Origin of the sequence: Bordetella holmesii (assembly GCF_020735985.1) — a bacterium.
In the GTDB taxonomy this organism is placed as follows: Bacteria; Pseudomonadota; Gammaproteobacteria; order Burkholderiales; family Burkholderiaceae_B; genus Bordetella; species Bordetella holmesii.
In genome coordinates, this window is the sequence record NZ_CP085973.1 from 3,131,973 (window position 1) to 3,156,895 (window position 24,923).

General features: G+C 64.0%; 24 protein-coding genes, 1 tRNA gene and 1 pseudogene. 10 read left to right on the plus strand and 16 right to left on the minus strand.

What is annotated here, in order from left to right:
* Nucleotides 1-95 precede the first annotated feature (95 nt).
* On the minus strand, nucleotides 96-1,589 hold the full coding sequence (locus LK440_RS15005; protein WP_005017985.1) for a DUF1254 domain-containing protein: 1,494 nt from the start codon (nucleotides 1,587-1,589) through the stop codon (nucleotides 96-98).
* 268 nt (nucleotides 1,590-1,857) lie between these two features.
* The gene (locus LK440_RS15010; RefSeq protein ID WP_005017983.1) at nucleotides 1,858-2,634 is read right to left on the minus strand and encodes an enoyl-CoA hydratase; all 777 of its coding nucleotides are present in this window, start codon (nucleotides 2,632-2,634) and stop codon (nucleotides 1,858-1,860) included.
* A 35-nt stretch (nucleotides 2,635-2,669) separates the two neighbouring features.
* Between LK440_RS15010 and LK440_RS15015 the strand changes: the two genes are divergently transcribed.
* Nucleotides 2,670-4,430, plus strand: coding sequence for a M61 family metallopeptidase (locus LK440_RS15015; RefSeq protein WP_025341308.1), 1,761 nt, complete (start codon nucleotides 2,670-2,672; stop codon nucleotides 4,428-4,430).
* Between the two features lie 10 nt (nucleotides 4,431-4,440).
* Here LK440_RS15015 and LK440_RS15020 read toward each other — a convergent pair whose 3' ends face one another.
* Entirely contained in the window at nucleotides 4,441-5,328 is an 888-nt protein-coding gene (locus LK440_RS15020) for an NAD(P)/FAD-dependent oxidoreductase (RefSeq protein ID WP_005017980.1), read from the minus strand.
* Nucleotides 5,329-5,435: 107 nt separating this feature from the next.
* Between LK440_RS15020 and folB the strand changes: the two genes are divergently transcribed.
* Both folB and ttcA read left to right on the plus strand, forming a co-directional pair.
* Nucleotides 5,436-5,795: a dihydroneopterin aldolase gene (gene folB, locus LK440_RS15025; RefSeq protein ID WP_005017978.1), complete on the plus strand. Its 360-nt coding sequence runs from the start codon at nucleotides 5,436-5,438 to the stop codon at nucleotides 5,793-5,795.
* A gap of 3 nt (nucleotides 5,796-5,798) precedes the next feature.
* Nucleotides 5,799-6,749 (plus strand): tRNA 2-thiocytidine(32) synthetase TtcA, encoded by a 951-nt coding sequence (gene ttcA / locus LK440_RS15030; RefSeq protein WP_005017976.1) that lies wholly within the window; start codon nucleotides 5,799-5,801, stop codon nucleotides 6,747-6,749.
* Between the two features lie 38 nt (nucleotides 6,750-6,787).
* On the opposite strand, the gene LK440_RS15035 is transcribed toward ttcA, so the two are convergent.
* From LK440_RS15035 to apaG, 5 genes are read right to left on the minus strand one after another with little or no spacing between them, the layout of a single operon-like run.
* Complete coding sequence (locus LK440_RS15035; protein ID WP_005017975.1) at nucleotides 6,788-7,741, minus strand: D-2-hydroxyacid dehydrogenase family protein; 954 nt, start codon at nucleotides 7,739-7,741, stop codon at nucleotides 6,788-6,790.
* 23 nt (nucleotides 7,742-7,764) lie between these two features.
* Nucleotides 7,765-8,544 carry a DsbC family protein gene (locus LK440_RS15040; protein ID WP_005017974.1) on the minus strand — a complete coding sequence of 260 codons (780 nt, stop codon included), beginning with the start codon at nucleotides 8,542-8,544 and terminating at the stop codon, nucleotides 7,765-7,767.
* A gap of 40 nt (nucleotides 8,545-8,584) precedes the next feature.
* Nucleotides 8,585-9,754 (minus strand): UbiH/UbiF family hydroxylase, encoded by a 1,170-nt coding sequence (locus tag LK440_RS15045; RefSeq protein ID WP_005017972.1) that lies wholly within the window; start codon nucleotides 9,752-9,754, stop codon nucleotides 8,585-8,587.
* Nucleotides 9,751-11,040, minus strand: coding sequence for a murein transglycosylase A (gene mltA / locus LK440_RS15050; RefSeq protein ID WP_025341307.1), 1,290 nt, complete (start codon nucleotides 11,038-11,040; stop codon nucleotides 9,751-9,753). Before mltA ends, LK440_RS15045 begins: the two co-directional genes overlap by 4 nt.
* Before the next feature lie 19 nt (nucleotides 11,041-11,059).
* Nucleotides 11,060-11,434, minus strand: a complete 375-nt coding sequence (gene apaG, locus LK440_RS15055; protein WP_005017968.1) for a Co2+/Mg2+ efflux protein ApaG — start codon at nucleotides 11,432-11,434, stop codon at nucleotides 11,060-11,062.
* Between the two features lie 105 nt (nucleotides 11,435-11,539).
* Here apaG and rpe point away from each other — a divergent pair, with 105 nt between their 5' ends.
* The 6 genes from rpe (at nucleotide 11,540) to trpC (ending at nucleotide 17,208) form a co-directional block, all read left to right on the plus strand.
* Nucleotides 11,540-12,265, plus strand: coding sequence for a ribulose-phosphate 3-epimerase (gene rpe, locus LK440_RS15060; RefSeq protein WP_005017965.1), 726 nt, complete (start codon nucleotides 11,540-11,542; stop codon nucleotides 12,263-12,265).
* 15 nt (nucleotides 12,266-12,280) lie between these two features.
* Complete coding sequence (locus LK440_RS15065) at nucleotides 12,281-12,976, plus strand: phosphoglycolate phosphatase (RefSeq protein WP_005017962.1); 696 nt, start codon at nucleotides 12,281-12,283, stop codon at nucleotides 12,974-12,976.
* Between the two features lie 233 nt (nucleotides 12,977-13,209).
* A complete protein-coding gene (locus LK440_RS15070) occupies nucleotides 13,210-14,730 on the plus strand; it encodes an anthranilate synthase component I family protein (protein ID WP_005017960.1) in 1,521 nt (506 codons plus the stop codon).
* Between the two features lie 81 nt (nucleotides 14,731-14,811).
* Nucleotides 14,812-15,375 carry an anthranilate synthase component II gene (locus LK440_RS15075; RefSeq protein ID WP_005017958.1) on the plus strand — a complete coding sequence of 188 codons (564 nt, stop codon included), beginning with the start codon at nucleotides 14,812-14,814 and terminating at the stop codon, nucleotides 15,373-15,375.
* 16 nt (nucleotides 15,376-15,391) lie between these two features.
* Nucleotides 15,392-16,423 (plus strand): anthranilate phosphoribosyltransferase, encoded by a 1,032-nt coding sequence (trpD, locus tag LK440_RS15080; protein ID WP_005017955.1) that lies wholly within the window; start codon nucleotides 15,392-15,394, stop codon nucleotides 16,421-16,423.
* A complete protein-coding gene (gene trpC / locus LK440_RS15085; protein WP_005017953.1) occupies nucleotides 16,420-17,208 on the plus strand; it encodes an indole-3-glycerol phosphate synthase TrpC in 789 nt (262 codons plus the stop codon). Before trpD ends, trpC begins: the two co-directional genes overlap by 4 nt.
* 177 nt (nucleotides 17,209-17,385) lie before the next feature.
* Here trpC and LK440_RS15090 read toward each other — a convergent pair whose 3' ends face one another.
* Genes LK440_RS15090 through LK440_RS15100 form a run of 3 tightly spaced genes read right to left on the minus strand, consistent with a single transcriptional unit; the run spans nucleotide 17,386 to nucleotide 18,298 of the window.
* Nucleotides 17,386-17,544: a hypothetical protein gene (locus LK440_RS15090; RefSeq protein WP_005017952.1), complete on the minus strand. Its 159-nt coding sequence runs from the start codon at nucleotides 17,542-17,544 to the stop codon at nucleotides 17,386-17,388.
* Entirely contained in the window at nucleotides 17,544-17,759 is a 216-nt protein-coding gene (locus LK440_RS15095) for a Rossmann-fold NAD(P)-binding domain-containing protein (RefSeq protein WP_005017950.1), read from the minus strand. The genes LK440_RS15090 and LK440_RS15095 overlap by 1 nt, the downstream gene beginning before the upstream one ends.
* Nucleotides 17,756-18,298, minus strand: coding sequence for a 2-hydroxychromene-2-carboxylate isomerase (locus tag LK440_RS15100; RefSeq protein ID WP_005017947.1), 543 nt, complete (start codon nucleotides 18,296-18,298; stop codon nucleotides 17,756-17,758). Before LK440_RS15100 ends, LK440_RS15095 begins: the two co-directional genes overlap by 4 nt.
* Before the next feature lie 210 nt (nucleotides 18,299-18,508).
* Here LK440_RS15100 and LK440_RS15105 point away from each other — a divergent pair.
* A pseudogene (locus tag LK440_RS15105) lies at nucleotides 18,509-19,403 on the plus strand (LysR substrate-binding domain-containing protein).
* A 26-nt stretch (nucleotides 19,404-19,429) separates the two neighbouring features.
* On the opposite strand, the gene selD reads toward LK440_RS15105, so the two are convergent.
* From selD to fdhE, 5 genes are all read right to left on the minus strand, one after another.
* Nucleotides 19,430-20,479, minus strand: coding sequence for a selenide, water dikinase SelD (gene selD / locus LK440_RS15110; RefSeq protein ID WP_005017944.1), 1,050 nt, complete (start codon nucleotides 20,477-20,479; stop codon nucleotides 19,430-19,432).
* 58 nt (nucleotides 20,480-20,537) lie between these two features.
* Nucleotides 20,538-20,633, minus strand: a tRNA-Sec gene (locus LK440_RS15115).
* 14 nt (nucleotides 20,634-20,647) lie between these two features.
* The gene (gene selB / locus LK440_RS15120; protein ID WP_005017943.1) at nucleotides 20,648-22,576 is read right to left on the minus strand and encodes a selenocysteine-specific translation elongation factor; all 1,929 of its coding nucleotides are present in this window, start codon (nucleotides 22,574-22,576) and stop codon (nucleotides 20,648-20,650) included.
* On the minus strand, nucleotides 22,573-23,988 hold the full coding sequence (gene selA / locus LK440_RS15125) for an L-seryl-tRNA(Sec) selenium transferase (RefSeq protein ID WP_005017942.1): 1,416 nt from the start codon (nucleotides 23,986-23,988) through the stop codon (nucleotides 22,573-22,575). The genes selB and selA overlap by 4 nt, the downstream gene beginning before the upstream one ends.
* Nucleotides 23,985-24,920: a formate dehydrogenase accessory protein FdhE gene (gene fdhE, locus LK440_RS15130; protein ID WP_005020364.1), complete on the minus strand. Its 936-nt coding sequence runs from the start codon at nucleotides 24,918-24,920 to the stop codon at nucleotides 23,985-23,987. The genes selA and fdhE overlap by 4 nt, the downstream gene beginning before the upstream one ends.
* Nucleotides 24,921-24,923 lie beyond the last annotated feature (3 nt).

The following is a 24,923-nucleotide window of genomic DNA, read 5'->3' on the forward strand; positions in this document are numbered from 1 at the left end:
CAGATGGGGATGCCCTGTCCCTTTTCAAGCCCGCAAAAAAAATCCCCCCGGAAAACGGGGGGAAAACACGGAAACCACTGACCGCAAAGGGGTTTTCAATCACGCACTATGGGCGGCGGGGCCCACTGGCCGTCCAGTGCAATGTTGTTTGGCGCATACAACCGCATGTTCACGAGGAAATTCCCCTCGCGCGGCGCCGGCAGCCAGTTGGCCATGCGCGATTCGCCCGGATGATCGCGGCGGATGTAAATGTCCAGCGAGCCATCGCTGTTGTACTTGAGCGGGTCGGAGCTGCGCAGGGTGTAACGGTTGGCCGAGTTTTCGGCAAAACCCTGACGCGCGTCGTAAAGATTGATGGACCAGAAACCGTCGACGGGCGGCAGTTGTCCCTTGTCGAAGTGCAGCACGTAATCGCGGCCGCTTTCCAGCGCGCGGCCCTTGTTGTCCGCACCCGTCACCGGATAGATGACCTCTTCAGGAGGACTGGCGCCCAATCCGGCGTAGGCCACCGACGCCCGGCGCAGATAATCGGTGCCGTATGTCCCGATGCCGGAGAGCACGGTGTTCCAATTGTTGGCCTGGGTGCTGAGACGGCCGACCCCATCGGCGATACGCCGGCCCGCCAGCGGCTGCGCCTCGTTCAGTGCCTGCTGCACCACCGGTTCGAGCTGACCGAACACCAGCGGGCGGTCACCTATGCCGATGCGACGCAGACGGTCCAACATGGGGTAGTCATTGGCGTGAGGCGGATTGTTTCGCACCAGCTCCGAAAACAGGGTAAAGAAGGTAGCCGCATCCATGTTGGCGACTTGCTCGGCCGGTGTGCCCTGCGTGTTCCAGGTCGTATTGACCGGTCCGTTGGCCACGAAACCATGGCTGCGGCCATATTGGTTAAGGGGGGTGGCCGACAGCCCAGCCTGAAACTGGCTCATGGCCTGGGCGTCGTTGGCACCGCCGGCCTGTACACGGCCGATCAACCAGCCGGTTGCAGTCGGGCTGCGCACGAGATCCACACCGGCCGGCAACGTGCCTTGCCAGCTCGGGCCGACAATGGCGAACGTCTGCGGACCGCGTCCATTGGCACGCGTGCCGCGCGTGGCAAAACTATCGGTCCACATATCCAGCAAGTTGAGCATCACGAAGCGCTCGCCGGCATCGGGCACCTGCACGATGAGCGGGTCGGTCGAGACGTCGTACCAGAGGCTGGAATACAGCGTGTCGGTGCTGGGCCAGGCAACGTCGGCCGTGCGTGCATCAGGCATCGACGTGCGGTGTCCGAACTGATTCATCGGCGCGCGGCCCGCTACGGGAGATTGCACGTTGGTGGTCTGACGGCGCGTGACTTCCATCAATACCATCGGATAAGCATAGACATAGGCGTCCACGGCCAAATCGCGCAGTTCCTGGGCCGACAGCGGCGCCAGATGCACGCCACGGTTGGCGGCCGGATAAGGCGTCTCTGACACCAGGCGAAGCGTCGACGTCGGCGAGCGATCCTGCGCGTGCGCGCTGCCCAGAGCGGCAATACCCAGCACGCTGGCCACCAAGGCCGCTTGCCCACGCAACTTGCGGTTAACCGGTGTTTGCATATGAGGCTCCTTGTTTCTCGTTGGACGACGGCCGCCAGCGCAAAGCGAGAGGCGAGACGGCACGATGTTGTCCACTCAGCATAGGCCTCTGACCTGCAACAGAGTGCAATGCAAAGGTTTCAACGGGCAACATCCCCGGGCCGGCCGCCACCCCGGGCCACCGCGGCTCCTCGCCTGGCCTCCATAGACAAACCGCCTGCGGACCGAGGCCGGCAGGCGGTTCAGGGGCGTGGCAACCAAATGCCACAGCACGTAACGGATAAGCGTATCAGCGGTGCTTGAAATCGGGTTTCCGCTTCTCCGTGAAGGCCGCCATGCCCTCTTTTTGGTCATCGCTGGCAAACAGGGAATGAAAGACGCGGCGCTCAAAGAGCAGGCCTTCGTTGAGCGACACCTCGAAGGCGCGATTGACGCACTCCTTGGCCATCATGACCGACGGCAGGGACATCGACGCGATGATGGTCGCGGCGTCCAACGCTTCTTCGAGCAGTTTGTCGGCCGCCACCACGCGAGAGACCAGACCGCTGCGCTCGGCTTCATCGGCATGCATCATGCGGGCGGTGAGTACCAGATCCATGGCTTTGGACTTGCCCACCGCGCGCGTGAGCCGCTGCGTGCCGCCCGCGCCCGGAATTACCCCCAGCTTGATCTCCGGTTGCCCGAAACGCGCCGAGTCTGCGGCAATCACGATGTCGCACATCATGGCCAGTTCGCAGCCTCCGCCCAGGGCATAGCCGGCCACCGCGGCAATCACGGGTTTGCGGATGCGCTTGAGCGTCTCCCAGTTGCGCGTGATGTACTCGCTGCCATAGACATCCATGTACGACCAATCTTTCATGGCACCAATGTCCGCGCCGGCGGCAAAGGCTTTTTCACTGCCAGTGATGACGATGGCGCCGATGTCGGCATCCGCGTCGAACGCCAGCAAGGCCGCGCCAAGCTCGTCCATGAGCTGGTCGTTCAGGGCATTGAGGGCCTTGGGGCGGTTCAGGGTCAGCAGACCCACTCGGCCGCGGGTTTCGACCAGTACAAACGACTCGCTCATGGAATGTCTCCTGCGAAGAATATGAGAAGTAAGATATGCGAATGAACGCCGCACCCGTAATTTACCGCCTCGAACCCCATGATCCGGTCGGCCATCGCTACCGGATAACCCTAACGGTGCAACAGCCCGACCCGCAAGGCCAGCGGCTGTCGCTTCCGGCCTGGATTCCGGGCAGCTACCTCATCCGCGATTTTTCCCGCCAGATCGAGACTCTGTCGGCCCGCGCCGGCACGAGCCCGGTCGCCGTCGTGAAGACGGACAACCACAGTTGGCAACTGGCGCCTTGCACTGGGCCGGTGGTCATCGACTACACGGTGTATGCCTGGGATTTGTCGGTGCGCGGCGCACACCTGGACGAAAGCCACGGTTTTTTCAACGGCATCAGCGTATTTCTGCGTGTCCACGGCCAGGATGATCAGCCCTGTCTGCTGGACCTGGCCCCGCCGCCGGGCATCGCCGACTGGAAGGTCTACACCAGCCTGCCGCAGGCCGGTGCGCGCCGGCACGGCTTTGGCCGCTACCAAGCTCCTGACTATGATGCCCTGATCGACCACCCCGTCGAAATGGGTACGCCGCAGGTGGCGCGTTTCACTGCCCATGGCGCCGAGCACGAACTGGTTTTCACGGGCGTGGCCCCGCGCCTGGATCTGGCGCGCATCGCCGGCGACGTACAGAAAATCTGCGAAACCCAGATTGCCTTTTTCGAGCCGCGCACGCGGCGCGCGCCCTTTCTGGACAGCGCCAGCCGTTATGTGTTTATGACCATGATCACCGGAGACGGGTATGGCGGCCTTGAGCATCGGGCCAGCACGGCCCTGATGGCCGCCCGAAAGGATCTGCCGGTGCTTGGGCAACAAGGCCAGGGCGAGGGTTATCGCAGCTTCCTCGGGCTGGTCAGCCACGAATACTTCCATACCTGGAACGTCAAGCGCATCAAACCGGCAGCCTTCGCTCCTTACCACCTGCAGCAGCCCGACCTGACGCGCCTGCTGTGGATCTTCGAGGGCTTTACGTCGTACTACGACGATTTACTGTTGCTGCGCTGCGGCCTGATCGGGCGCACCGACTACCTGGGCCTGCTGAGCAAAGCCATCACCGGCGTGATGCGCAGCCCCGGCCGTCACAAGCAGTCGGTCGCCGAAAGCTCTTTCGATGCCTGGACGCGCTATTACAAGCAGGACGAAAATTCTCCCAATGCGCTGGTGAGCTACTACACCAAGGGCTCGCTGGTGGCGCTGGGTCTGGATCTGCTTATCCGTCGTCAGACGCAAGGCCAGCGCAGCCTGGATGACGTCATGCGTACGCTATGGCAGCGCTACGGCCGCGATTTTTATCGCGGCCGGCCTCAGGGGCTGGGCGAGGAGGAGTTCCCGGCGTTGGTGCGCGACGCCACCGGCGTGGACGCACGGCGCTTCATCCAGCGCTATGCCTATGGGCGCGCCGACGTACCCCTGGCCGAGTTGCTGGCGCCGCAAGGCATCGCGGTGCGCTGGAAGACCGCCAGCCCCATCCCGAGCATGGATGTGCGCACGCGCAAGCAAGGCGATTCGCTGGTCCTGGCCACGGTGTTCGAAGGAGGGGCGGCGCACCGTGCCGGGCTGTCGGCAGGCGACGTCCTGGTGGCCATCGATGGCCTGAAGGTTGAGGCTGCGTCCGGACTGGATGTCCTGCTGTCGCAATACCGCCCCGGCGAACGCGTTCTGGTGCATGTATTCCGACGCGACGAGTTGCGCGTCTATCGCCTGCGCCTGTCCGCGCCACAAGCCCTGGACTGCGTGCTGAGCGACGCGGCCTGAGGCGCGCGCCTCAGGCGCGCTCCCAGCGCCGCTGGATATCCTTGGCCGCCACCACGCCATCGGCCATGGCAGTGACCACACAGGGGTGCGCACGATTGGCGACTTCGCCAATCGCATAGACATCCGGCAGACTGGTGCGCGCGGTGGCACCGTCGGTCTGGATGTAGCCGTGCGCATCGCGGGCCAACTCAAGCCCGTCAGCGAAATCGGCTTGAGGCTCCCACCCATAGAACACCAAGATCAGGTCGTAGTGCTGCCCATTGACGCAGCGTGCCAGCGGATCAACCTCGTAGGCGCCGACCGTCACACCCTGGCCGCCGGCACGCTGGACCCATTGTTGCTGCGCTCGCACGCTACGCGCATACAAGTGGACCTGGCGCGCCCCCCGATTGCGTACATAGACGAAATTCTCGAAAGCATTGTCGCCGCCGCCCAGCACCGCCACTGACAAGCCTGAGTAATCCTGGGCCACGATGGGCGAACCTGGCCCGATCAGGACACCAGGCCATCGGGTCTGCGGCGGCTGGCCCGGCAGTCCGCGAGCACGAACGCCGCTGGCAATGACCAGGCACCGCCCACGCACGGGCGGCGCCGCGCCTGCCACGCTCAGCTCGATACCCCCTTTGCACGGCCGCACTTCGCGCGCGGCGGCGTTGAGCTGCAGCGGCACGCGGGCCCGAGCCAGGCTCTCGGCAATCTGGCCGGCGATCTGCTGCCCGGTGCGCCCGGGAGCCGCCACGATCCAGTCATCGGCAAAGGGATTGTCCGCTGTCAGTCCGCCCACCCGAGCGCTCGCTTCCACCAGCATCGGCGACAGCCCCAGCCGGGCGAGCCAGACCGCACAGGACGCACCGGCCGGACCCGCTCCTACTATGACCGCATCGTAAAACTGCTGCATATATCCCTTTTTCGCGCTGCCAACGGGCGCGATGCCCGAATTGTAGTCAGACCGCGAAAACCCGCCGTGCGACTTACAATTCAGCTTCTCCCCGCCTTGAGTTCATTATGCCTACTCGCCGTATCTTCATTTCGGGCCTTGCCCTGGACGCCCGCATTGGCATCCTCGAACACGAACGCCGCGCCACACAGCCGTTGCACATCGACGCCGAGTTCGACATCGACATCACGCGCAGTGTGGACGATCACGACATCCAGAGCGTGCTGGACTACCGCAGTCTGCGCGAGGCCATTGTGCACGAATGCACCCAGGCCCACGTCAATCTCATCGAAACGCTGTCGGAACAGGTCGCCGCTCGCCTGCTGGCCGAGTTTCCGGAAGTCCGTACGCTGCGCCTGCGCATCAGCAAGCCCATGGCCTTTTCAGACTGCAATGCGGTAGGCGTGGAAATCCAGATCAGCCGTTAAACCATGAGCACCACCGACATCGAATTCCGCAGCCCGGCCGAGGAAAAGGCCCGCCACGAAGGCAACAAACTGAGCAAGCGGCTGGCGCGTGAAACGACACGCGCGCTGTCTGACTACAACATGATCGAGGAGGGCGACCGCGTCATGGTCTGTCTGTCCGGCGGCAAGGATTCCTATGCCATGTTGGACATCCTCTTGGCGCTACAGAAGCGCGCGCCGTTTCGCTTCGAGCTGATTGCCGTCAATCTGGATCAGAAGCAGCCGGGTTTCCCTCCTGAAATCCTGCCCAACTATCTGAGTGCGCTGGGCGTGCCCTTCCATATCGAGACACAGGATACGTACTCCATCGTCACCCGGGTGGTGCCGGAGGGCAAAACCATGTGCTCGCTGTGTTCGCGGCTGCGCCGCGGAATTCTGTACCGCGTGGCCGACGAACTGGGCGCGACCAAGATCGCCCTGGGCCATCACCGGGATGACATCCTGGGTACGCTGTTTCTGAATCTGTTCTACGGCGGCAAGCTCAAGGGCATGCCGCCCAAGCTGGTGTCCGACGATGGTCGGCATACGGTCATCTGGCCGCTCGCCTATGTCCCCGAGACCGACCTCATCGCCTACGCTCAGCTCAAGCAGTTTCCCATCATTCCCTGCAATCTGTGCGGCTCGCAGGAAAACCTCAAGCGCAAGGAGGTCACGCGCATGGTGCAGGAATGGGACAAGAAATTTCCTGGCCGCTCCTGGAATGTCTTCAATGCTCTTTCCCGCGTGGTGCCGTCGCACCTGATGGATCGCGAGCTGTTCGATTTCGTCGGGCTGCGGCCCACCGGCGTGCCCGATGCAGGAGGCGATATCGCCTTTGACGAACCCGAAGATGACGATGATCAGGCCTGTGGAACCCCCGCCGACGATCCGGCGAGCCTGGCCGAGCAGAAAATCGTTTTTAATCGTCCGGTTTGAACCCTCCGGCCGCCACAGGCGGCCGGGCAGTTACCCGATCAGCCGTTGAGCACCTGCACGGGATTGCCGTCCATCCAGGCCCGCACGGCCTTGACCGCATTGCGATAGAAGGCTTCGAAGTTGGACTGGCTGACATAACCCAGATGCGGGGTCAGGATGACGTTGTCCAGATCGCGCACGGCATCGGTAGGAGAGAGCGGCTCGACCGGATAAACGTCCAAGCCGGCGCCGCCGATGCGCCGCTTTTGCAAAGCGTCATACAGCGCATCCTGGTCAACCAGGCCCGCACGCGACGTATTGACCAGATAGGCCGACGGTTTCATGGCCGCCAGGGCCGCATCGTCGACCACGTTGCGCGTGCGCTCGCTCAGAATGAGATGGATGCTGATGGCGTCGCAGCTCGAGAAAAACTCGTTTTTGTCCAACCGCTTCACGCCGACCTGGGCGGCGCGTTCGTCGGTCAGATTGGGGCTCCAGGCCACCACATCCATGCCGAACGCTTGACCGACCCGGGCCACGGCCTGTCCCAGTTTTCCCAATCCCAAAACGCCCAGGCGCTTGCCGCTCAGGGGCTGCGGCATGCCGGTCTGCCACATGCCGCGACGCATGGACGCGTCTTCCTGTGACAGATGCTTGAACAAGGCCAGCAGGTGCGCCCAAGCCAGCTCCGCGGTGGCCGTATTGGCGTCGGCACTGCCTGGCGCTCCACACACAGAAATGCCGCGCGCCGCGCACGCCTGCATGTCGATGGCGTTGTTGCGCAACCCGGTGGTCACCAGCAAGCGCAGATTGGGTAACGCGGCGATCAGTTCCGCTGGGAACGCCGTACGCTCGCGCATCGCCACGATGACATCGAAAGGTTGGAGCACCTGGGCACGACCCGGCCCTTCGGGCAAGGCATCGCGAAATGCCGTGACGTCCGCCGCCAGGCCGCTCCAGTCGGCATAGCTCAAGGCCACTTCGTGATAGTCATCCAATATGGCGATTTTCATGGGTTGTTTCCTGGCAGTCTTTGTCAGTGGCTGGTGGCCAGTCTTTGCTGCAATTGGGCCAGAGGCAGCGCACCGCTGGCGCGCGCGCCATTCTCGAAGAATATCGTCGGCGTGCCACGCACCATCAGCCGGCGGCCCAGCGCCAGCATGTCTTCGATGGGCGCATCGCACTGAGCCGTGGCTGGCCGCTTGCCGTCTATCATCCAGTCGTCCCAGACTTTGCCTTTGTCTTTGGCGCACCACACATCCCGCACCTTGACCGACGAGTCGGGCGACAAAATGGGGTAGAGGAAGGTATAGATCGTCACGTCATCGACGTCCTTCAGGGTATGCCGCAGTTGCTTGCAGTAGCCGCAATTGGGATCTTCGAAAATGGCAATCTTGCGCGTGCCTTTGCCCTTGACCTGCTTGATGGCCAGCTCGAGCGGCAGATCCGAAAACTGGATGGCGCTGAGCTTTTCCTGGTTTTCGCGCGTGACATCGCGCCGCGTGGCCGCATCGATCAACGGCCCCTCCATGACCCACGTCACGCCTTCGTCGGTGTAGATCATGTCCGGTCCGACCTGGACCTCAAACAACCCATAAGGCGTGCGCCGCACTGCCGTGATTGCCATGTCGTTGAAACGCAATTCAAAACGCTTTTTGACGGCGTCGGCCACCGGATCGGCCGGTTGCACTGACTTGGTGGAGTAGACCTTGTCCTTGCCGCCGGCCGGCTGCGTAGTGGACACCGATTTGCCATCCTGGGCATGCGCGGTGCCGCACAACAGGCCGACCAACAGGAAAACGATGCGTACATTCATAGACCACTCCTGAAACCAGTATCGGATCCCATCGCGCTGATCAGTTGCGCGAGGCATCCTCGATGAGACGGCGTTTGAGAAAAGGCAGGGCATCGACCAGCCGCATGCCGGCATTGCGTACAAAAGCCGCAGGCGCGTTGTGCGCGGCAAACAGGCGGTGCAACCCATCGGTTGCCAGCCGCATGGCCAATACCGGCTCGGCGCGGGCGCGCTGATAGCGCCGCAACACACGAATGTCGCCCGCCTCGCGATAGGGTTCGCGCGTGGCCACGGCATGCGCCAGTGCCTCCACATCGCCCAAGCCGAGGTTCAACCCCTGGCCGGCCAGCGGATGCAGGCGATGCGCGGCGTCGCCGGCCAGCGCGATACCGGGTGCGACCATCTGTGACCGCTCCAGCGTCAACGGAAAACCATGCAGCCGACTGCGCGCGTCCAGCCGGCCCAGACGTCCTTCGCTGGCCAGGAACAAACGCTTTTCGAGTTCGGCCGCCTGCTCGGTGGCGGGCATATCCAGCAATTGCCGGGCCCGTTCCTCGCGCATGGACCAGACCATGGACACCTGCGCGCCCTCGCGCGTATCCGGCAGCGGCAGCAAGGCCAGCACCCCGTCATCACGGAACCACTGAAAGGCGGTCCCCAGATGCGGCTGCTCGGCGTTCAGGTGCATGACCAGCCCGATGTCACCGTATGACTTGCTTTCATGCTTGAGGCCAGCGGCGGCGCGCAGAGGCGATGCCGCGCCGTCAGCGCCGACGAAGAGTTCGGCCGCCAGACGCTGCCCGCTTTCCGTTTCGATTTCACCGTCATGCCAGGCAAGCGCGCGCTCTTCGATCCAGGGAATCCCGAACATGCGCGCGGCCTGCACGAGGACGCGCTCGATTTCGCCGGACTCGACGATCCAGGCAAGCTGATTCTGCGCGGCCTGCCAGGCGTTAAGTTCTACCCGGCCATCGGCGTCGCCATGGATCTCCATGGCCATCACCGGCGTCAAACGCGATGCCGGCATCGCATCCCAGATGCCAAGACCGGCCAGAAACCGCTGGCTGGCCGGCGATATGGCGTAGACGCGCGGATGGTAGAAGTCCGGTTCGGCCGGTGCGACCTGCGTACGCGGGGCCAGCACCGCGACGCGCTGCTGCCGCCGGGCCAGCGCCAACGCGGTCGACAGGCCGACGATACCTGCGCCACAGACCACTATCTGATGTTTCATCGTGCAGAGGGCTCCCCGGCCTGTTTTGGCCACAACAACCACATCTGGCCGCGTTGTTTCATGCGCCCAGCCTGTTGTCCGGCCTCGTCACCAAAGCCCCAGTAAAAGTCGGCCCGCGCCGCGCCGCGTATGGCAGTGCCCGTATCCTGAGCGAACACCAGACGCTGCAGTGGCCGCTCGGACGCGGGATATGACGTGGACAGATAGACCGGTGTACCAAGCGGCACGAAGGCGGCATCGACGGCGACGGAGCGGCCCGGCGCCAGCGGTATGGCATAGGCGCCCTTGGGCCCCTGCTCGGGATCGACCACGGGCTCTTCACGGAAAAACACCACCGCCGGATTGGCGTTGAGCATCTCCTGCACACGTGCAGGATTGCGCTGAGCCCAGGCACGGATGTTCTGCATCGATGCCTGATCGGCCCGAATTTCGCCCCGGTCGATCAGCCAGCGGCCGATGGACACATAGGGCTGACCATTATGGTCGGCGTAGGCCACACGTATGGTCTTGCCGGCGTCAGGGCCTTCGGTGAGCTGCACCCGACCCGACCCCTGTACCTGAAGAAAGAAGTTGTCCACCGGGTCGTCCACCCAGACCACCACCGGTGGCTTGCGGCTGGAAGCCTCGATGCCGGCGCGCGTGTCATACGGCACGACGCGGCGCCCGTCCAGCTTGCCGCGCACCCGCTTGCCCGCCAGCTCGGGGTAGACGGCTCCCAGATCGATGGTCAGCAAGTCTTCCGGCACGCCGTACAAGGGCCATTGGTGCCGCCCGCCGCGCTCGCGCGAGCCCCGCACCAGCGGTTCGTAATAGCCCGTCACGGTATTGACGGCCGCACGGCCGTCGGTGCCATTGAGGCGCCACGGCTGCAGATACGTCTGGAGGAAGCGGCGCACGGCCGCCGCATCGCCAGGCGCTGGGGCGCGCGCCGGATCCGCCACGGCCGCGCACACCGGCTGCCAGGCGCGCGGCGTGGCCCGTGCCGGGGCGGCCAGATTACCCGAGGTCGGGCGCATCAGGCCCTTGCAATTGCGCACGACCAGAGGCCACACACGCGACAGGTCGTCGGTTTCCCAACCAGGCAGCTCGCTCCAGGCGGCCCGCTGGTAATGCCCGGCCAGCGCACGCGCCGGTGTATCGGGCAGCGCCGAGACCGCGGGCACGGTCAACCCGGTTTCGGCGGCAGGTGAGCTGCCGCGCCCGCCATCCTCAGGCGGAATTTCCGTTGTGGTGGAGCATGCCGCCAGCAGCGCCGACAGCAAGGACACGCAAAGTAGACGTTTCATGTAGACGGATGGGGTCCGGTCAGTGCAGCGTACGGGGCATGGCGAGCAGAAACTCCGCAATCGGCACCTCGAAAGGAATGCCGTTTTCGCCAACGCAGTGATAAGTGCCCCGCATCGTGCCGACCGGAGTCGGCAGCGGACAGCCACTGGTGTATTCGAAAGTCTCGCCCGGCGCCAACAAAGGCTGCTGACCCACGACGCCCAGTCCACGAACCTCCTGCACGCGCTGATTGCCGTCAGTGATGATCCAATGTCGGCTGATGACCTGGGCGGGATGCGCGCCGGTGTTGGTGATGCGCACCGTATAGGCGAAGACGAACTGTTGCTGACTTGGATCGGACTGCTCCGGTACAAAACGCGGAGTCACGGATACGGTCAGATCGTAGGGTTTCACAGGCCTTTCCCGGTTTGGCTCTCGACAATGCAATACAGGCGGGCCAGGGCGTCTTCACAAACCAGTAACGCAAGCCTGGGCGCCAAACTGCAATAATTGCACATTATGCCTTTGGAAACTTCGAACACCATGTCCGTCCCGGCCTCCACCCGCATCGCTCCCAGCATTCTATCCGCCGACTTCGCCCGCCTGGGAGAGGAAGTCCGGAATGTCGTCGCCGCCGGTGCCGACTGGATTCACTTCGACGTGATGGACAACCATTACGTTCCCAACCTGACCATCGGGCCCATGGTCTGCGCCGCCATCCGTCCCCATGTACAGGTCCCCATCGATGTGCACCTGATGGTCGAACCGGTCGACGAGATCGTGCCACTGTTTGCCAAGGCCGGCGCCGACATCATCACCTTCCATCCCGAAGCCAGCCGTCATGTGGACCGCACGCTGGGCCTGATCCGCGACAACGGCTGTAAGGCCGGGCTCGTCTTCAATCCGGCCACGCCCCTGTCCTACATGGACTACGTGATGGACAAGATCGACGTGGTGCTGCTGATGTCGGTCAACCCGGGCTTTGGCGGCCAGGCCTTCATCCCGGCCACGCTGGCAAAGCTGCGCCAAGCGCGGGCTCGCATCGACGCCTGGACCCAGGCCGGCGGCCAACCCATTCTGCTGGAAGTCGACGGCGGCGTTAAAACCGATAATATCGCCGAGATCCGCCGCGCTGGCGCCGACACGTTCGTGGCCGGCTCGGCCATTTTCGGCAAACCTGACTACACCGCCGTCATCAAGGCCCTGCGCGAAGAAATCGCCCGTGGCGAAACCCTGTCTGCCTGAACCGAGAAAAAGCCCATGAGCCACTATCGCGCTGCCTTGCTGGATCTGGACGGCACCTTGCTCGACTCGATCCCTGACCTGGCCATGGCCGCCAACGCCATGCGTGTCGAACTGGATCTGCCGCCGCTGCGCGACGACGTCCTCGCGACGTTCGTAGGCAAGGGGGTGGACAACCTGGTGCGCCGCACGCTGGCGGCCAGCCGCGACGGCGGCGAAGTCGAGGACGCGCTGTTCGCCAAGGGCCGCGAATCCTTTCATCGGCACTACCATCTGGTCAACGGTGACCGCGCCCGCGTGTTCGACGGCGTCATCGACGGTCTGAAACTCATGCGTGACATGGGCCTGAAACTTGCCGTAGTGACCAACAAACCCACCGAGTTCACTGTGCCATTGCTGCAGCGCACGGGGCTGGCGGGCTTTTTCGAACAGGTGGTTTGCGGCGACACCTGCGCGCGCCGCAAACCGGACCCGGATCAGGTGCTGCATGCCTGCGAGCAACTCGGGGTGAGCCCACGCGAGGCGGTCACCATCGGCGATTCGGTCAACGACGCCCAGGCTGGCCGCAGCGCGGGCACGGCAGTGCTGGCGGTGCCTTATGGGTACAACGAAGGCATGGACGTGCGTTCGCTCGATGTCGATGGTATAGTTGACTCGCTAGTCGAGGCCGTAGCCTGGATCAAGCGCCAGTCCGAATCCGGCCGGCCGCTCTGATGCTGCGGCAACCGTAAGCCTTTAACCGGTACCACCCAATTCAATGAACACTCGCCTCCTGACCCAAATGCGCAACGCCTCGTGGCGTTGGTGGCGTTTGTCTTCCGGGTGGCGATGATCTCTCCCCGGCCCTAACCGCGCGTGTCGCGGTAGTGCCCAAAGCCAAGCCCGGAACCGCCAAGGACCGGGCTTTTTTTTTTGCGTGCCTGGTCCCTCAAACATCGAGACCTGACATGACCGAACTGGAATTCAAGGCGCTTGCCGCCCAAGGCTACAACCGCATCCCGCTGGTGGCCGAAACCTACGCTGACCTGGACACCCCACTGGCCATCTATCTAAAGCTGGCGCATGCCGGCCCTCAGAACGGCCGCATGAGCTGCCTGATGGAATCTGTCGTCGGCGGCGAACGCTTCGGGCGCTATTCTTTCATCGGCCTGCCGGCGCACACTGTCATCCGCGCCAGCGGCCGCAAGACCGAGGTGCTGCGCGACGGCGTCGTCGTCGAGACCCACGACGGTGACCCGCTGGCCTTCATCGAGCAATATCAGGCCCGCTTCAAGGTGGCGCTGCGTCCGGGCATGCCACGCTTTTGCGGCGGCCTGGCAGGCTACTTCGGCTACGACACCGTGCGCCACATCGAGCCGCGCCTGGGTCCGGCGGTTAAGCCTTTCCCCAACGGCATGGAAGAGGGCACCCCGGACATCATGCTGCTGCATGTCGATGAACTCGTCATCGTCGACAATCTCGCGGGCCGCACCTATCTCATGGTCTACGCCGATCCGGCTCAGCCAGAAGCCTACAACCGCGCCCAGGAGCGCCTGCTGGAGTTGCGCGCCCGTCTGCGCAAGCCGGTGGACATTCCCTACAGCCATGCCAGCATGCAGACGGAAGAGCGCCGGGACTTCGCCAAGCAAGACTACCTGGCTGCCGTGCGCCGCGCCAAGGAGTACATCGCCGCGGGCGACTTGATGCAGGTGCAGGTCGGACAAGTCATCGCCAAGCCTTTTCGCGATGCGCCCCTGTCGCTGTATCGCGCGCTGCGCTCCCTGAACCCCTCGCCCTACATGTATTTCTGGAACTTCGGCGATTTCCAGGTCGTAGGCTCTTCGCCTGAAATTCTCGTGCGCCAGGAGCAGATCCGGGAGGACGGGCAGCTCAAGTCGCAGATCACCATCCGACCGCTGGCAGGCACGCGCAAACGTGGCGGCACGCCCGAAGAAGACATGGCCCTGGCCGCCGAACTGCGCGCCGACCCGAAGGAAATCGCCGAACACGTCATGCTGATCGATCTGGCGCGCAACGACGTCGGCCGCGTCGCCGAGGTAGGTTCGGTCAAGGTGAGCGATACCATGGCCATCGAGCGCTACTCTCATGTCATGCACCTGGTCTCCAATGTGACGGGCACGCTCAACCCCGGCATGAGCAGCATGGACGTGTTGCGCGCCGCCTTCCCGGCAGGGACGCTGACCGGCGCGCCCAAAGTGCGCGCCATGGAGATCATCGATGAGCTCGAGCCGGTACGCCGCGGCATCTACGGCGGGGCGGCTGGCTACCTGAGCTACGGCGGAGAAATGGATGTGGCCATCGCCATTCGCACGGGCGTCATCAAGAACGGAACATTGTTCGTGCAGGCCGCCGCCGGTGTGGTTGCAGACTCGGTGCCCGAACTCGAGTGGGCCGAAACCGAGGCCAAGGCGCGGGCCGTTCTGCGCGCCGCCGAACAAGTGCAACACGGCTTGGATGACCCCATCTGAGGTCCAAGGCAAGCCGGCCCACCGGCCGGCGCCCGCATCCATGCTCTGTTTTGCCCATCATTTCTTTGAGGTTGCCCAGCCATGCTGCTGATGATCGACAATTACGATTCCTTTACCTATAACCTGGTGCAGTACTTCGGCGAGCTCGGCGAAGACGTGCGGGTCGCCCGCAATGACCAGATCACGCTCGAAGAAATTACGGCGATGGCCCCGGATCGGATCTGCGTTTCGCCCGGTCCCTGCTCGCCCGCCGAAGCCGGCATCTCGGTGCCCGTGATCCGCGCATTCGCCGGCAAATTGCCCATCCTCGGTGTGTGCCTGGGCCATCAGGCCATCGGGGCAGCCTATGGTGGTGACATCGTTCGAGCCCAGACCATCATGCACGGCAAGACCGTGCAGATCCGCCATACCGGCACGGACATTTTTCAAGGCCTGCCCACACCGTACACCGTCATCCGCTACAACTCGCTGACGATCGACCCGGCCACACTGCCGGACGTCCTGGAAGTCACGGCCACCGCCCCCGACGGCGACATCATGGGCGTGAGACATAAAACGCTGCCGCTGTACGGCGTACAGTTCCACCCCGAATCCGTGCTCAGCGAGCATGGCCACGCCATGCTGCGCAATTTTCTGAATATCTAAAAACGGCGAATCCACCATGACGATCACTCCGAACGAAGCCTTGACGCGCTGCATCGAACATCGCGAGATCTTCCACGACGAAATGCTGCATCTGATGCGCATGCTGATGCGCGGCGAAATGTCGCCGCAGATCGCCAGTGCGCTGTTGATGGGCCTTCGGGTCAAGAAGGAAACCGTAGGAGAGATCACCGCCGCAGCCCAGGTCATGCGCGAATTCGCCACCCCGGTCGTGACACCCAATCCGGCCGATCTGCTGGATATGTGTGGCACGGGCGGCGACGGCAGCCACACCTTCAATATTTCCACCACGGCCATGTTCGTGGCCGCCGCCGCCGGTGTGCCGATTGCCAAACACGGCAACCGCAGCGCCTCCTCGTCGTCCGGCAGCGCCGATGTGCTCGAAGCCTTGGGCGCCAATCTGCAGCTCTCACCCGAAGAGGTGGCCGAATGCATACAGGCTACCGGCATCGGCTTCATGTTCGCGCCGGCCCACCATGGCGCCATGAAGAACGTCGCTGCCGTGCGCAAAGAGCTCGCCGTACGCACCATCTTCAATATTCTGGGCCCCCTGACGAATCCGGCCGGCGCCGCCAATCAACTGATGGGGGTATTCCATCCTGATCTGGTGGGCATTCAGGTCCGCGTACTCGAGCGCCTGGGGTCGCGCCACGTGCTGGTGGTGCATGGCAAAGACGGCATGGATGAAGCCTCGTTGGGCGCGGCGACGCTGGTCGGCGAACTCAAGGACGGCGTCGTACGCGAATACGAGATACATCCGGAAGACTACGGACTATCCATGATGTCCAATCGCAGCATCAAGGTGTCCAATCGCGAACAATCGCGTGAACTTGTCATGGAAGCATTGGATAATGTCGAAGGGGCAGCGCGTGATATCGTCGCGCTTAACGCTGGCCTGGCGATCTACGCTGGCAACAAGGCCGACAGCATCGAGTCAGCGTTGGCGCTGGCTTTTGAAACGATCACCAACGGGGCGGCACGCGCCAAGTTGGAAGAATTCTGCGCATATACCCGGAAATTTTCAAAATGAACGACATACTTGCGAAGATCCTCGCCATCAAGGTCGAGGAAGTCGCTACCGCTCGCCAATTACGTAGCGAAGCAGAATTGCTGCGTGAAGCCCAGGCGCGCCAGGACGTGCGCGGCTTTGCACAGGCCATCGAAGACAAGATCTCGCAGGGTAAGGCAGGCGTGATCGCCGAAATCAAGAAAGCATCGCCGTCCAAGGGCGTGCTGCGCGAGAATTTCAACCCCGCCGAAATCGCCGCCTCATATGCCGTACACGGCGCGGCCTGCCTGTCAGTGCTGACCGATGTGCAGTTCTTTCAAGGCTCGCACGATAACTTGCGCCGCGCACGCGCGGCCTGCTCGCTGCCGGTACTGCGCAAAGACTTTATTGTCGACCCCTACCAGATCATCTCGGCCCGGGCCATGGGCGCGGACTGCGTGCTGCTCATCGTCGCCGCGCTCACGCCGGCGCAACTGCGCGACTACGAAGCCCTGGCCCTGGACCTGGGTCTGGACGTACTGGTCGAGGTGCACGATGAACGCGAACTCGAAATCGCGCTGTCGATGAAGACCCCGCTGTTGGGTATCAACAACCGCAATCTGCGCACCTTCGAAACCCGGCTGGACACCACGCTGAATCTGTTGCCGCGTGTGCCAGCCGGAAAACGTGTCGTCACCGAAAGCGGCATCCTCAACCCCGAGGATGTCCAGCTCATGCGTCAACACGACGTCCATGCTTTCCTGGTCGGCGAAACCTTCATGCGCGCCGACGATCCCGGTGTGGAGCTGGCCCGGCTACTGGGCTGATCCGCTCGCAGAGCGGGGGATGCCGCCAAACGGACGCTGCAGCGCGGGCGCCGGCGTCAACGCCGTCCATCGGATCACCAAGGCCCGCCGGGCCATGTCCCTGAACGGCTCCGGGCTGTGCCGGCCACGACACGCAAAGGTCAGATTGAACGCTCCGCCGTGCTCGTGGCGGCGGCCTTAACCCGGGGCTTTGCTGCCTTCGTCTGTCGGCGGCACGGCCGCTTCGTCCTGCCGCCGGCGCCAGTGAAACGCCACGCGCCGGATGCGCACGCTGCGGAATTGGGTCAAGGAGCGGCTGCCCGGCATGGGCAACGCGCGATGGGGATTGTTTTTCATCATCCGCCTGAAACGTCAATCGATGAGGCAATGGAGCAAAACGCCGGCGGAGAGCGCCGGCACATGATGCCCGCGGCGACCTCTTCGGCCGAGCCGCCGCGCGGCATGGGCAAGGCGTGCCTGTGCCCGCCCACACGACCGGGCTCACCGCCCGGCGCCTGCATGTCGCTGTGAACGTGCGCGCCCTCGGTGATCACCATGACGGGCTGGCTCATGCCTGCCTGCCGTCACGCGCCCATTGCAGCGCGTCTTCGAGTCTGTCATTGCCCCAGAACATTTCATCACCCACCAGAAACGTCGGGGCACCAAAAATGCCATGCTGCCGAGCCCGATCAACCTGTTGGCGCAAGGCTTCCTTGGTGGCCTCGGTTTTGGCGCGTGCTATCCAGTCCGTCGCGTCCAGGCCGAGATTCTGCAGAATTTCCCGCATGACGTCCTCGTCCTGAATATCGCGGTCTTGCGCAAAATTCGCACCGAAGACGGCTTGGCAGAAGTCCAAGCCCCACGGCTGGCTTTTGCCCAGTAATGCCAGGCGGGCAATGTCGCGCATCATATATGCGCCCTTGCCCGGGTAGAGCCGAAAGGGGCTGTCGTTCCAGCCCTGCGCCTGAAAGATGGGACCAAGCAAAAATGGCTGCAACTCGTACAACACGGCTGCCTGACTGGCCAGCACGTGAACGCGGGCCATCGCCAGATAGCTGTAGGGACTGGCGAAATCGAACCAGATCTGAACCACGGGTGCGGCAGGCGTCATCAAGGAGCGCTCCGGCAAGAGAAACGGGCACGGCCGAATGGCCGCAATCGGCGGGTGTACCAGCGGGCCGCAAGCACAGCCTGCGCACACGACAGCATGCGATCTGCACGTCAGAACCCCGCTGCTTTTTTCGCCGCTCGTCGGCTATTGGACGCGCACGAGTACTATTGCTCAAGCGACTTTCACGGCCTCATGACATGAGTTTTTCGAATGCCACTCACCCTCGCTAAATTGCCACCTCTCGATCTTGTGCGCGGTTTTGTGGCCGTCGCGCGCCGCATGAGCATCACGCAGGCGGCGCAAGACCTGCATGTCACCCAATCGGCGGTCAGCCGTCAGATCCGAAGCCTGGAAACCCATCTCGGCGTGGCGCTGCTCAAGCGCGGCTTTCGCAGCGTGTCTCTCACTCCCGAAGGCATGCAGTTATTTCGACTGGCCGCCCCCTGGATGATCGAGCTGGCCGAGCTGTGCGCACAGTGGCGCACCCCTGGCAGGCGTCTGCCCATCACGGTCACAACCACCATAGGTGTGGCTTCGCTGTGGCTGCTGCCGCGTTTGGGAGCTTTCCAGGCTGTCCACCCGGACATCGATGTCCGGGTGGCGGCCGACAACCGTCTCATGGACCTGGATCGCGAGGGCGTGGATATCGCTATCCGCTACTGCACGGCCGAACAGGCCAGTGAGGACGCCTTGTGGCTGTTCGGCGAGTCTGTCTTGCCGGTGGCCCATCCGGCATTGCACCTGGACCGGCTGGATCAGCACAACCTTCACGAACAGGTTCTGCTCGAATTCGACGACCCTGCGCGCCCCTGGCTGCAATGGGACAGTTGGCTGCAGGCACGCGGCCTGGACCGTCTGCGCCCCCGCAGCATGCTGCGCTTTAACCAATACGACCAGGTCGTGCATGCCGCCCTGGCGGGCCATGGCGTAGCCCTGGGGCGCCAGGCCCTGATCGCTCCGATGCTGGCGGCCGGCAGGCTGCGCGCCCTGAGCAGCGAGGCCGCTGGCGTATTGGCTGGTGCGCAATCCGCGCCGGCCGTCGCGGGAAGCCGGCATCGTGGCCGAATGGTTGCGCGCCCAGGCCCTGTCGGCAACGGACTCGTAGATAGGCGGTCCTGTCTACGAACCCGGTTAGACCACCTCGACCCGGCCCTCGCCGGCGGCCATCTCACCGATGATCGCAGCCTGGGCAAATCCGCCGGCCGCGAAGACCTCCAGCACCCGAGCGGCCGCAGACGGCGCGCACGACACCAACAGACCGCCCGATGTCTGTGGATCCGTCAACAACGCCCGATCGCTGTCAGTGATACTGGAACCAAGATGCACCGAGCCGCCGTAGGAGGCCCAGTTGCGCCCGGAGGCGCCCGTCACCACGCCATTGGCGGCCAGGGCGCGTACGCCCGGCATCCAGGGCAGATCCGCGAGTCGCAGTCTGGCGGTCAGCCCAGCGCCGCGAACCATCTCCAGTGCATGACCCAACAAACCAAAGCCGGTGACATCGGTAATGGCATGCACGCCGGGCAGTGCGCCCAGATCGGGACCCGGACGATTGAGCTGGGTGGTCGCCGCGATCATGGCGGCATAACCGACTTCGTCCAGAAGGTTTTTCTTCAGCGCGGCAGACAGCACACCGACGCCCAGGGGTTTGCCCAGGATGAGTACGTCGCCAGCGCGTGCATCGGCATTGCGCTTGATGCGGTCCGGATGCACCAGGCCCATGGCGGCCAGGCCATAGATGGGTTCGACCGAGTCGATGCTGTGCCCGCCTGCGATCATGATGCCGGCCTCCTGGCAGACGGATTCGCCGCCGCGCAGGATGTCGGCGATCACCCCATGCGGCAAGACATTGATGGGCATGCCCACAATGGCCAGCGCCATGATGGGTGTGCCGCCCATGGCATAGATGTCCGACAGCGCATTGGTCGCGGCGATTCGCCCGAAGTCGAAGGGATTGTCGACGATGGGCATGAAGAAATCGGTGGTGGCGATCAAGGCCTGCTGATCGTTGAGGCGATAGACCGCAGCGTCGTCGGAAGTCTCGGTGCCCACCAACAGATTCGGGTCGTTGCGCTGCGGGACGAAACGCGCCAACAGCTCTGACAACACACCTGGCGCGATTTTGCAGCCGCAGCCGCCGCCATGAGACAGCGACGTCAGGCGCGGGACGGTATCGGTGGACATACGCAACCTCCATCAAATCAGGGACGCAGAAAGCATAGCATCGCGGCCGTGCAAGAGATGGCGGAAGGCAGCAGGAGTCGAACCTACCTGGGAGTGTCTGACACCCCCAACTGGGTTTGAAGCCCAGCCGTGCCACCGGGCACGCATGCCTTCCCTTGGCATAGCGCCCTATGATAGCGACTCGGCCCCCGTTTGTGGATAAAGATAAAGCGCACTGTCGGCGCGCAACACATGTCCGTCCCGCAGACGCCGCGTATACCCCACGCGGTCGAAGAACTCGAGGATTTGGATGGCGCGCTTGCGGCCAAGGCCCGTCATATCCCGAAACGCTGCGGCCTCGGCGCTGCCATGTTCCTGGCACAGCCTGGCCACCATGGCCGCCAGGGCCTGCACCGAATCGCGGTGATAAAAGAGATCACGCACCACCTGCACGACATCGCCACGACGCATCAGCTTGCGCAGCAGGCGGCGCATGTCCTCCTCGGAAACATGCAAGCTGCGGCCCAGATCGCGTACCCAGGGCGGGTCGTAACGTCCTTGCCGCAACTGCGCAAGGACGTGTTCAGCCAATAGGACTTCGGCCTGGCTCAACGCCACGCCATGATCCGGCAACTGCCACCAGACACCATTGCGCCGCACCAACTCCTGTTGCGCGGCACTCTCAAGCAACGCCTGCCAAAGCACGGGCGTGGCCTGCGGCCGGGCCATACGACGCAACCTGCCGGCGTCGGCGCCGGGCTCATCGGGGAATTGCGCATGAAACGCGGCCAGCGTCGCGCGCAGGTCCTCGTGCAGAGCCTGCCAGCACGCCTGGTCGATCAACACGCGCCCCCCGCCTTGGCGCGGTGCCACCCAGTGCGCTTCAGGCGGGATGCGTTCGACTGCCCCCAAGCGCAATACCATCCGCTCTGAAATGCCCAAGGGAGCCTGGGCCAGCACGGGCCGCAGATCACCATTGGACAGATACGCGGCCAGCGCATCCAACCAGGCCAGGCGTTCGGGTGAGCGACGTTTGCGGTCCGGCGCATTGGCGTCGAGCACCTGCCCACCCCCGACGGTGCGGCTGGCCTGCGCGTTACGCACGATGTAGCGGTCACCCGGCATGGCGCACATGGCCGCGCCAAATACCAGTTGCACGCGCCCGCTCTGCCCGGGTGCCAGCACTGACGGCGCCAACGGCACGGCGTGGGCCAATGCCCGCGCCGACCCCAGATGCACGTGCAACGGCGTCCAGGCAGTCAGCGCCGTGTCCCCCTGCCAGCGCAATTCGACGTCGAGATGCTGCGAGGGCGTGAAGCAGCGCGCATCGGCCACCCAATCGCCGCGCGTGATCTCGTCTTTATCCACGCCAGGCAAGTTCAGCGCGCAGCGCTGCCCGGCAGCGCCGGTTTCGCTGCTGCGATTCTGTGCATGGATACTGCGCACCCGGACGGGTCGAGCGGCGGGCATGAGGCGCAGATCCGCCTTCTCATCGCCGACGCGGACTGTACCCCCATGCACCGTCCCGGTGACCACTGTGCCGTGTCCGGCCAGCGTGAAGGCTCGATCAATGGCCAGGCGGAACAGGCCGCTAGCGGGCCGCGGGGCCAATGCCTGCGCCTGGGTATCCAGCCAGGCCTTGAGTTCGCTCACTCCGGGATCGTCAGGCTGGCTTGCCGCCACCACGAACACCGGCGCATCGCGCAGGAAGCCATCGGCGACCAGCGCGCGGACCTCATCCTTGACGACCTCGACTCTGGCGGCATTCACCCTGTCGGACTTGGTGATGACAATCGCGCCGAGGTCAACGCCCAGCAAGGCCAAAATGGCCAGATGCTCGCGCGTCTGGGGCATGACGCCGTCATCTACCGCCACCACCAATAACCCGAAATCGATACCGCTGGCCCCGGCGGCCATGGTGTGCACCAGCTTTTCATGGCCAGGGACATCGATAAAGCCCAGGACATCGCCATTGGCAAGCGGCGTGTAGGCGTAGCCCAGTTCAATGGAAATCCCGCGGGCTTTCTCTTCCTTCAACCGGTCGGTATCGACGCCGGTAAGCGCTCGCACCAAGGTGGTTTTGCCGTGATCGATGTGCCCGGCGGTTCCGACAATCATGCCAGCGGCTCCGATAGCTGAGAGGCGAACTCGGCCTCGTCGCATTCTTCGAGGCAACGCAGATCGAGCCAGAATACGTCGTCATCGACACGGCCTACCACCGGCCGGGCCAGGCCGCGCAGGCTGGACTGCAAGCGCTCCAGGTGCCTGCCCGGTCGGCCTCGGCCAAGGTAGCGAATGGCCAGCCCGAAACTGGGCAATTGATCGATGGGCAACGCGCCACTGCCGATCTGGCTGAACATCGGCGCGCCCTCGACGCCAAACTCAGGACCGACGGCATGCTGCATGGCGGGGCGCAAGCGCTCGGCCTGCAGCTGCATCTGGCGTTGCGGGCGCGTGAGCAAGCGCAGCGTGGTCAGCCGCTCGGCCAGCATTTCCGGCGCACGATACAAGGCCAGCACGGGCTCGAGCGCGGCCAGCGTCAGCTTGCCCACGCGCAACGCGCGTTTGAGTGGGTTCTTCTTGATCTTGCGGATCAGGTCGGCCCGCCCGACCAGCAAACCGGCCTGTGGCCCGCCAAGCAACTTATCGCCACTGAAAGTGACCAGATCGGCGCCGGCCTCGATCGTATCGCGCACGGTGTCCTCCCGTGGCAGGCCCCACTGCGTCAGATCCAGCAGCGTACCGCTGCCCAGATCGACCGTGGCCGGCAACCCCTGCGCATGCGCCAGGGCCGCGACTTGCGCCACGCTGACGCTCTTGGTGAACCCACTGACCGCATAGTTGCTGCAATGCACTTTCATGAGCATGGCGGTGCGCGGGCCGATCGCATTGCTGTAGTCGGCAGGATGTGTCCGGTTGGTGGTACCCACTTCGACCAGACGCGCGCCGGCCCGCTTCATGATGTCGGGGATGCGGAACGCTCCCCCGATCTCGACCAATTCGCCACGCGAGACGATGACCTCCTTACGGTCGGCCAGGGCATTGAGCATGAGCAGCACGGCAGCGGCGTTGTTATTGACCACGGTGGCCGCTTCCGCACCGGTCAGCTCGCACAGCAGATTCTCGATGAGGTCGTCGCGATCGCCGCGCGCGCCCGTCTCCAGATCGAACTCCAGATTGGCCGGCTGCGTGAGCGCGCGCACCACGGCCTGTACCGCCGCATCCGGCAGCAAAGCCCGTCCCAGATTCGTGTGCAATACCGTACCGGTAAGGTTGAACACCGCCCGCAAGCGCGGCGCATTGCGCGCGGCCAACGTCTGCTCGGTGACCGTGGCCAGCGCTGCCGGCTCGAGCTCGGCGTGATCCAGACCGCCGGCCTGCGCCCGCTCGCGCAACTGCTGCAACTGCTCACGCAGGGTGGCCACTACCTGGCTGCGGCCGTAGCGCTGTTGCAGCGGCGCATAGACAGACTGGCCAAGAAGACGGTCCAGCGCAGGCAGATCGCCCGGGGTAGCCGGCCGCGCGCTCATTCTGCCGCCTCCTCGTGCCAGAGCAAAGGATTGCCGTTGGCACGGTGATAGCCGGCTTCTCCCATCAATACGTCCAACGCCAGACTGGCCAGATCATCGGCCACCGGATCGACATGCAGGTCTTTCTCCTGATAAAAAATCTTGCGGTAACTATGGCAGCTATCGCAAGACTCGGCCTTGATGGCCTCGGAGCGGCCTTCGATGTTGTGATACGCGATGTCTTTGGTGCCCTGGCACTGACTGCAGGTCACGCGCACCAGATGCCACTCGCACGAGCACAGGCTGCATGACAGATACCGCAACCCATCGGATTTGCCGCCCACGCGCACCACGCTGGCCACGGGCAGGCTGCCGCACATGGGGCACACACCGAAGGGGCTTGCCACCGGCATGGCCTTGGGATCGAAACGGCAGGCCATATCGGTCCAATAGACTTGCAGCGCGGCCATCACCAGGGGCGCGGCGGCGCTGTCCACACCGACGGCGCGCTCGGCCAGCACGGCGTCGGCCAGCGCCTCGACGGTCTGTGGATCGCGGGCCAGCACATCGCGCCAACGCTCGCACACCTCGCGCGCCGCTGCTGCAGTGGTCGGCAACGCCGCCACGCGAGCGAGCAACTGATCAAGCAAGCCGCGCCACGCCGGATCGCGCTCCCAGGCAACGGCCTGCAGGGGAGGCATGCCATGGGCCTGGGCCAGCTCGATGCGATCGACCGGGGGGCCTTCGAAATGGCTGCCGGCCAACAGGCTCTGCTGGGTATCGGCCACATCGGCCATCAAACGCAGGTAATCGGCAATCGGGCTGTCTTCAGCCAGGGCGCGCAAGCGCGCGGCGCGGGCGCTGAAAACCGTCGTGCGCTCAGGCTGACGCAGGCGGGCGATAGCGGTGTGGTCCAGGGATTCGATCTCACCACGCGGCAAAATTCGCTGCAAAGC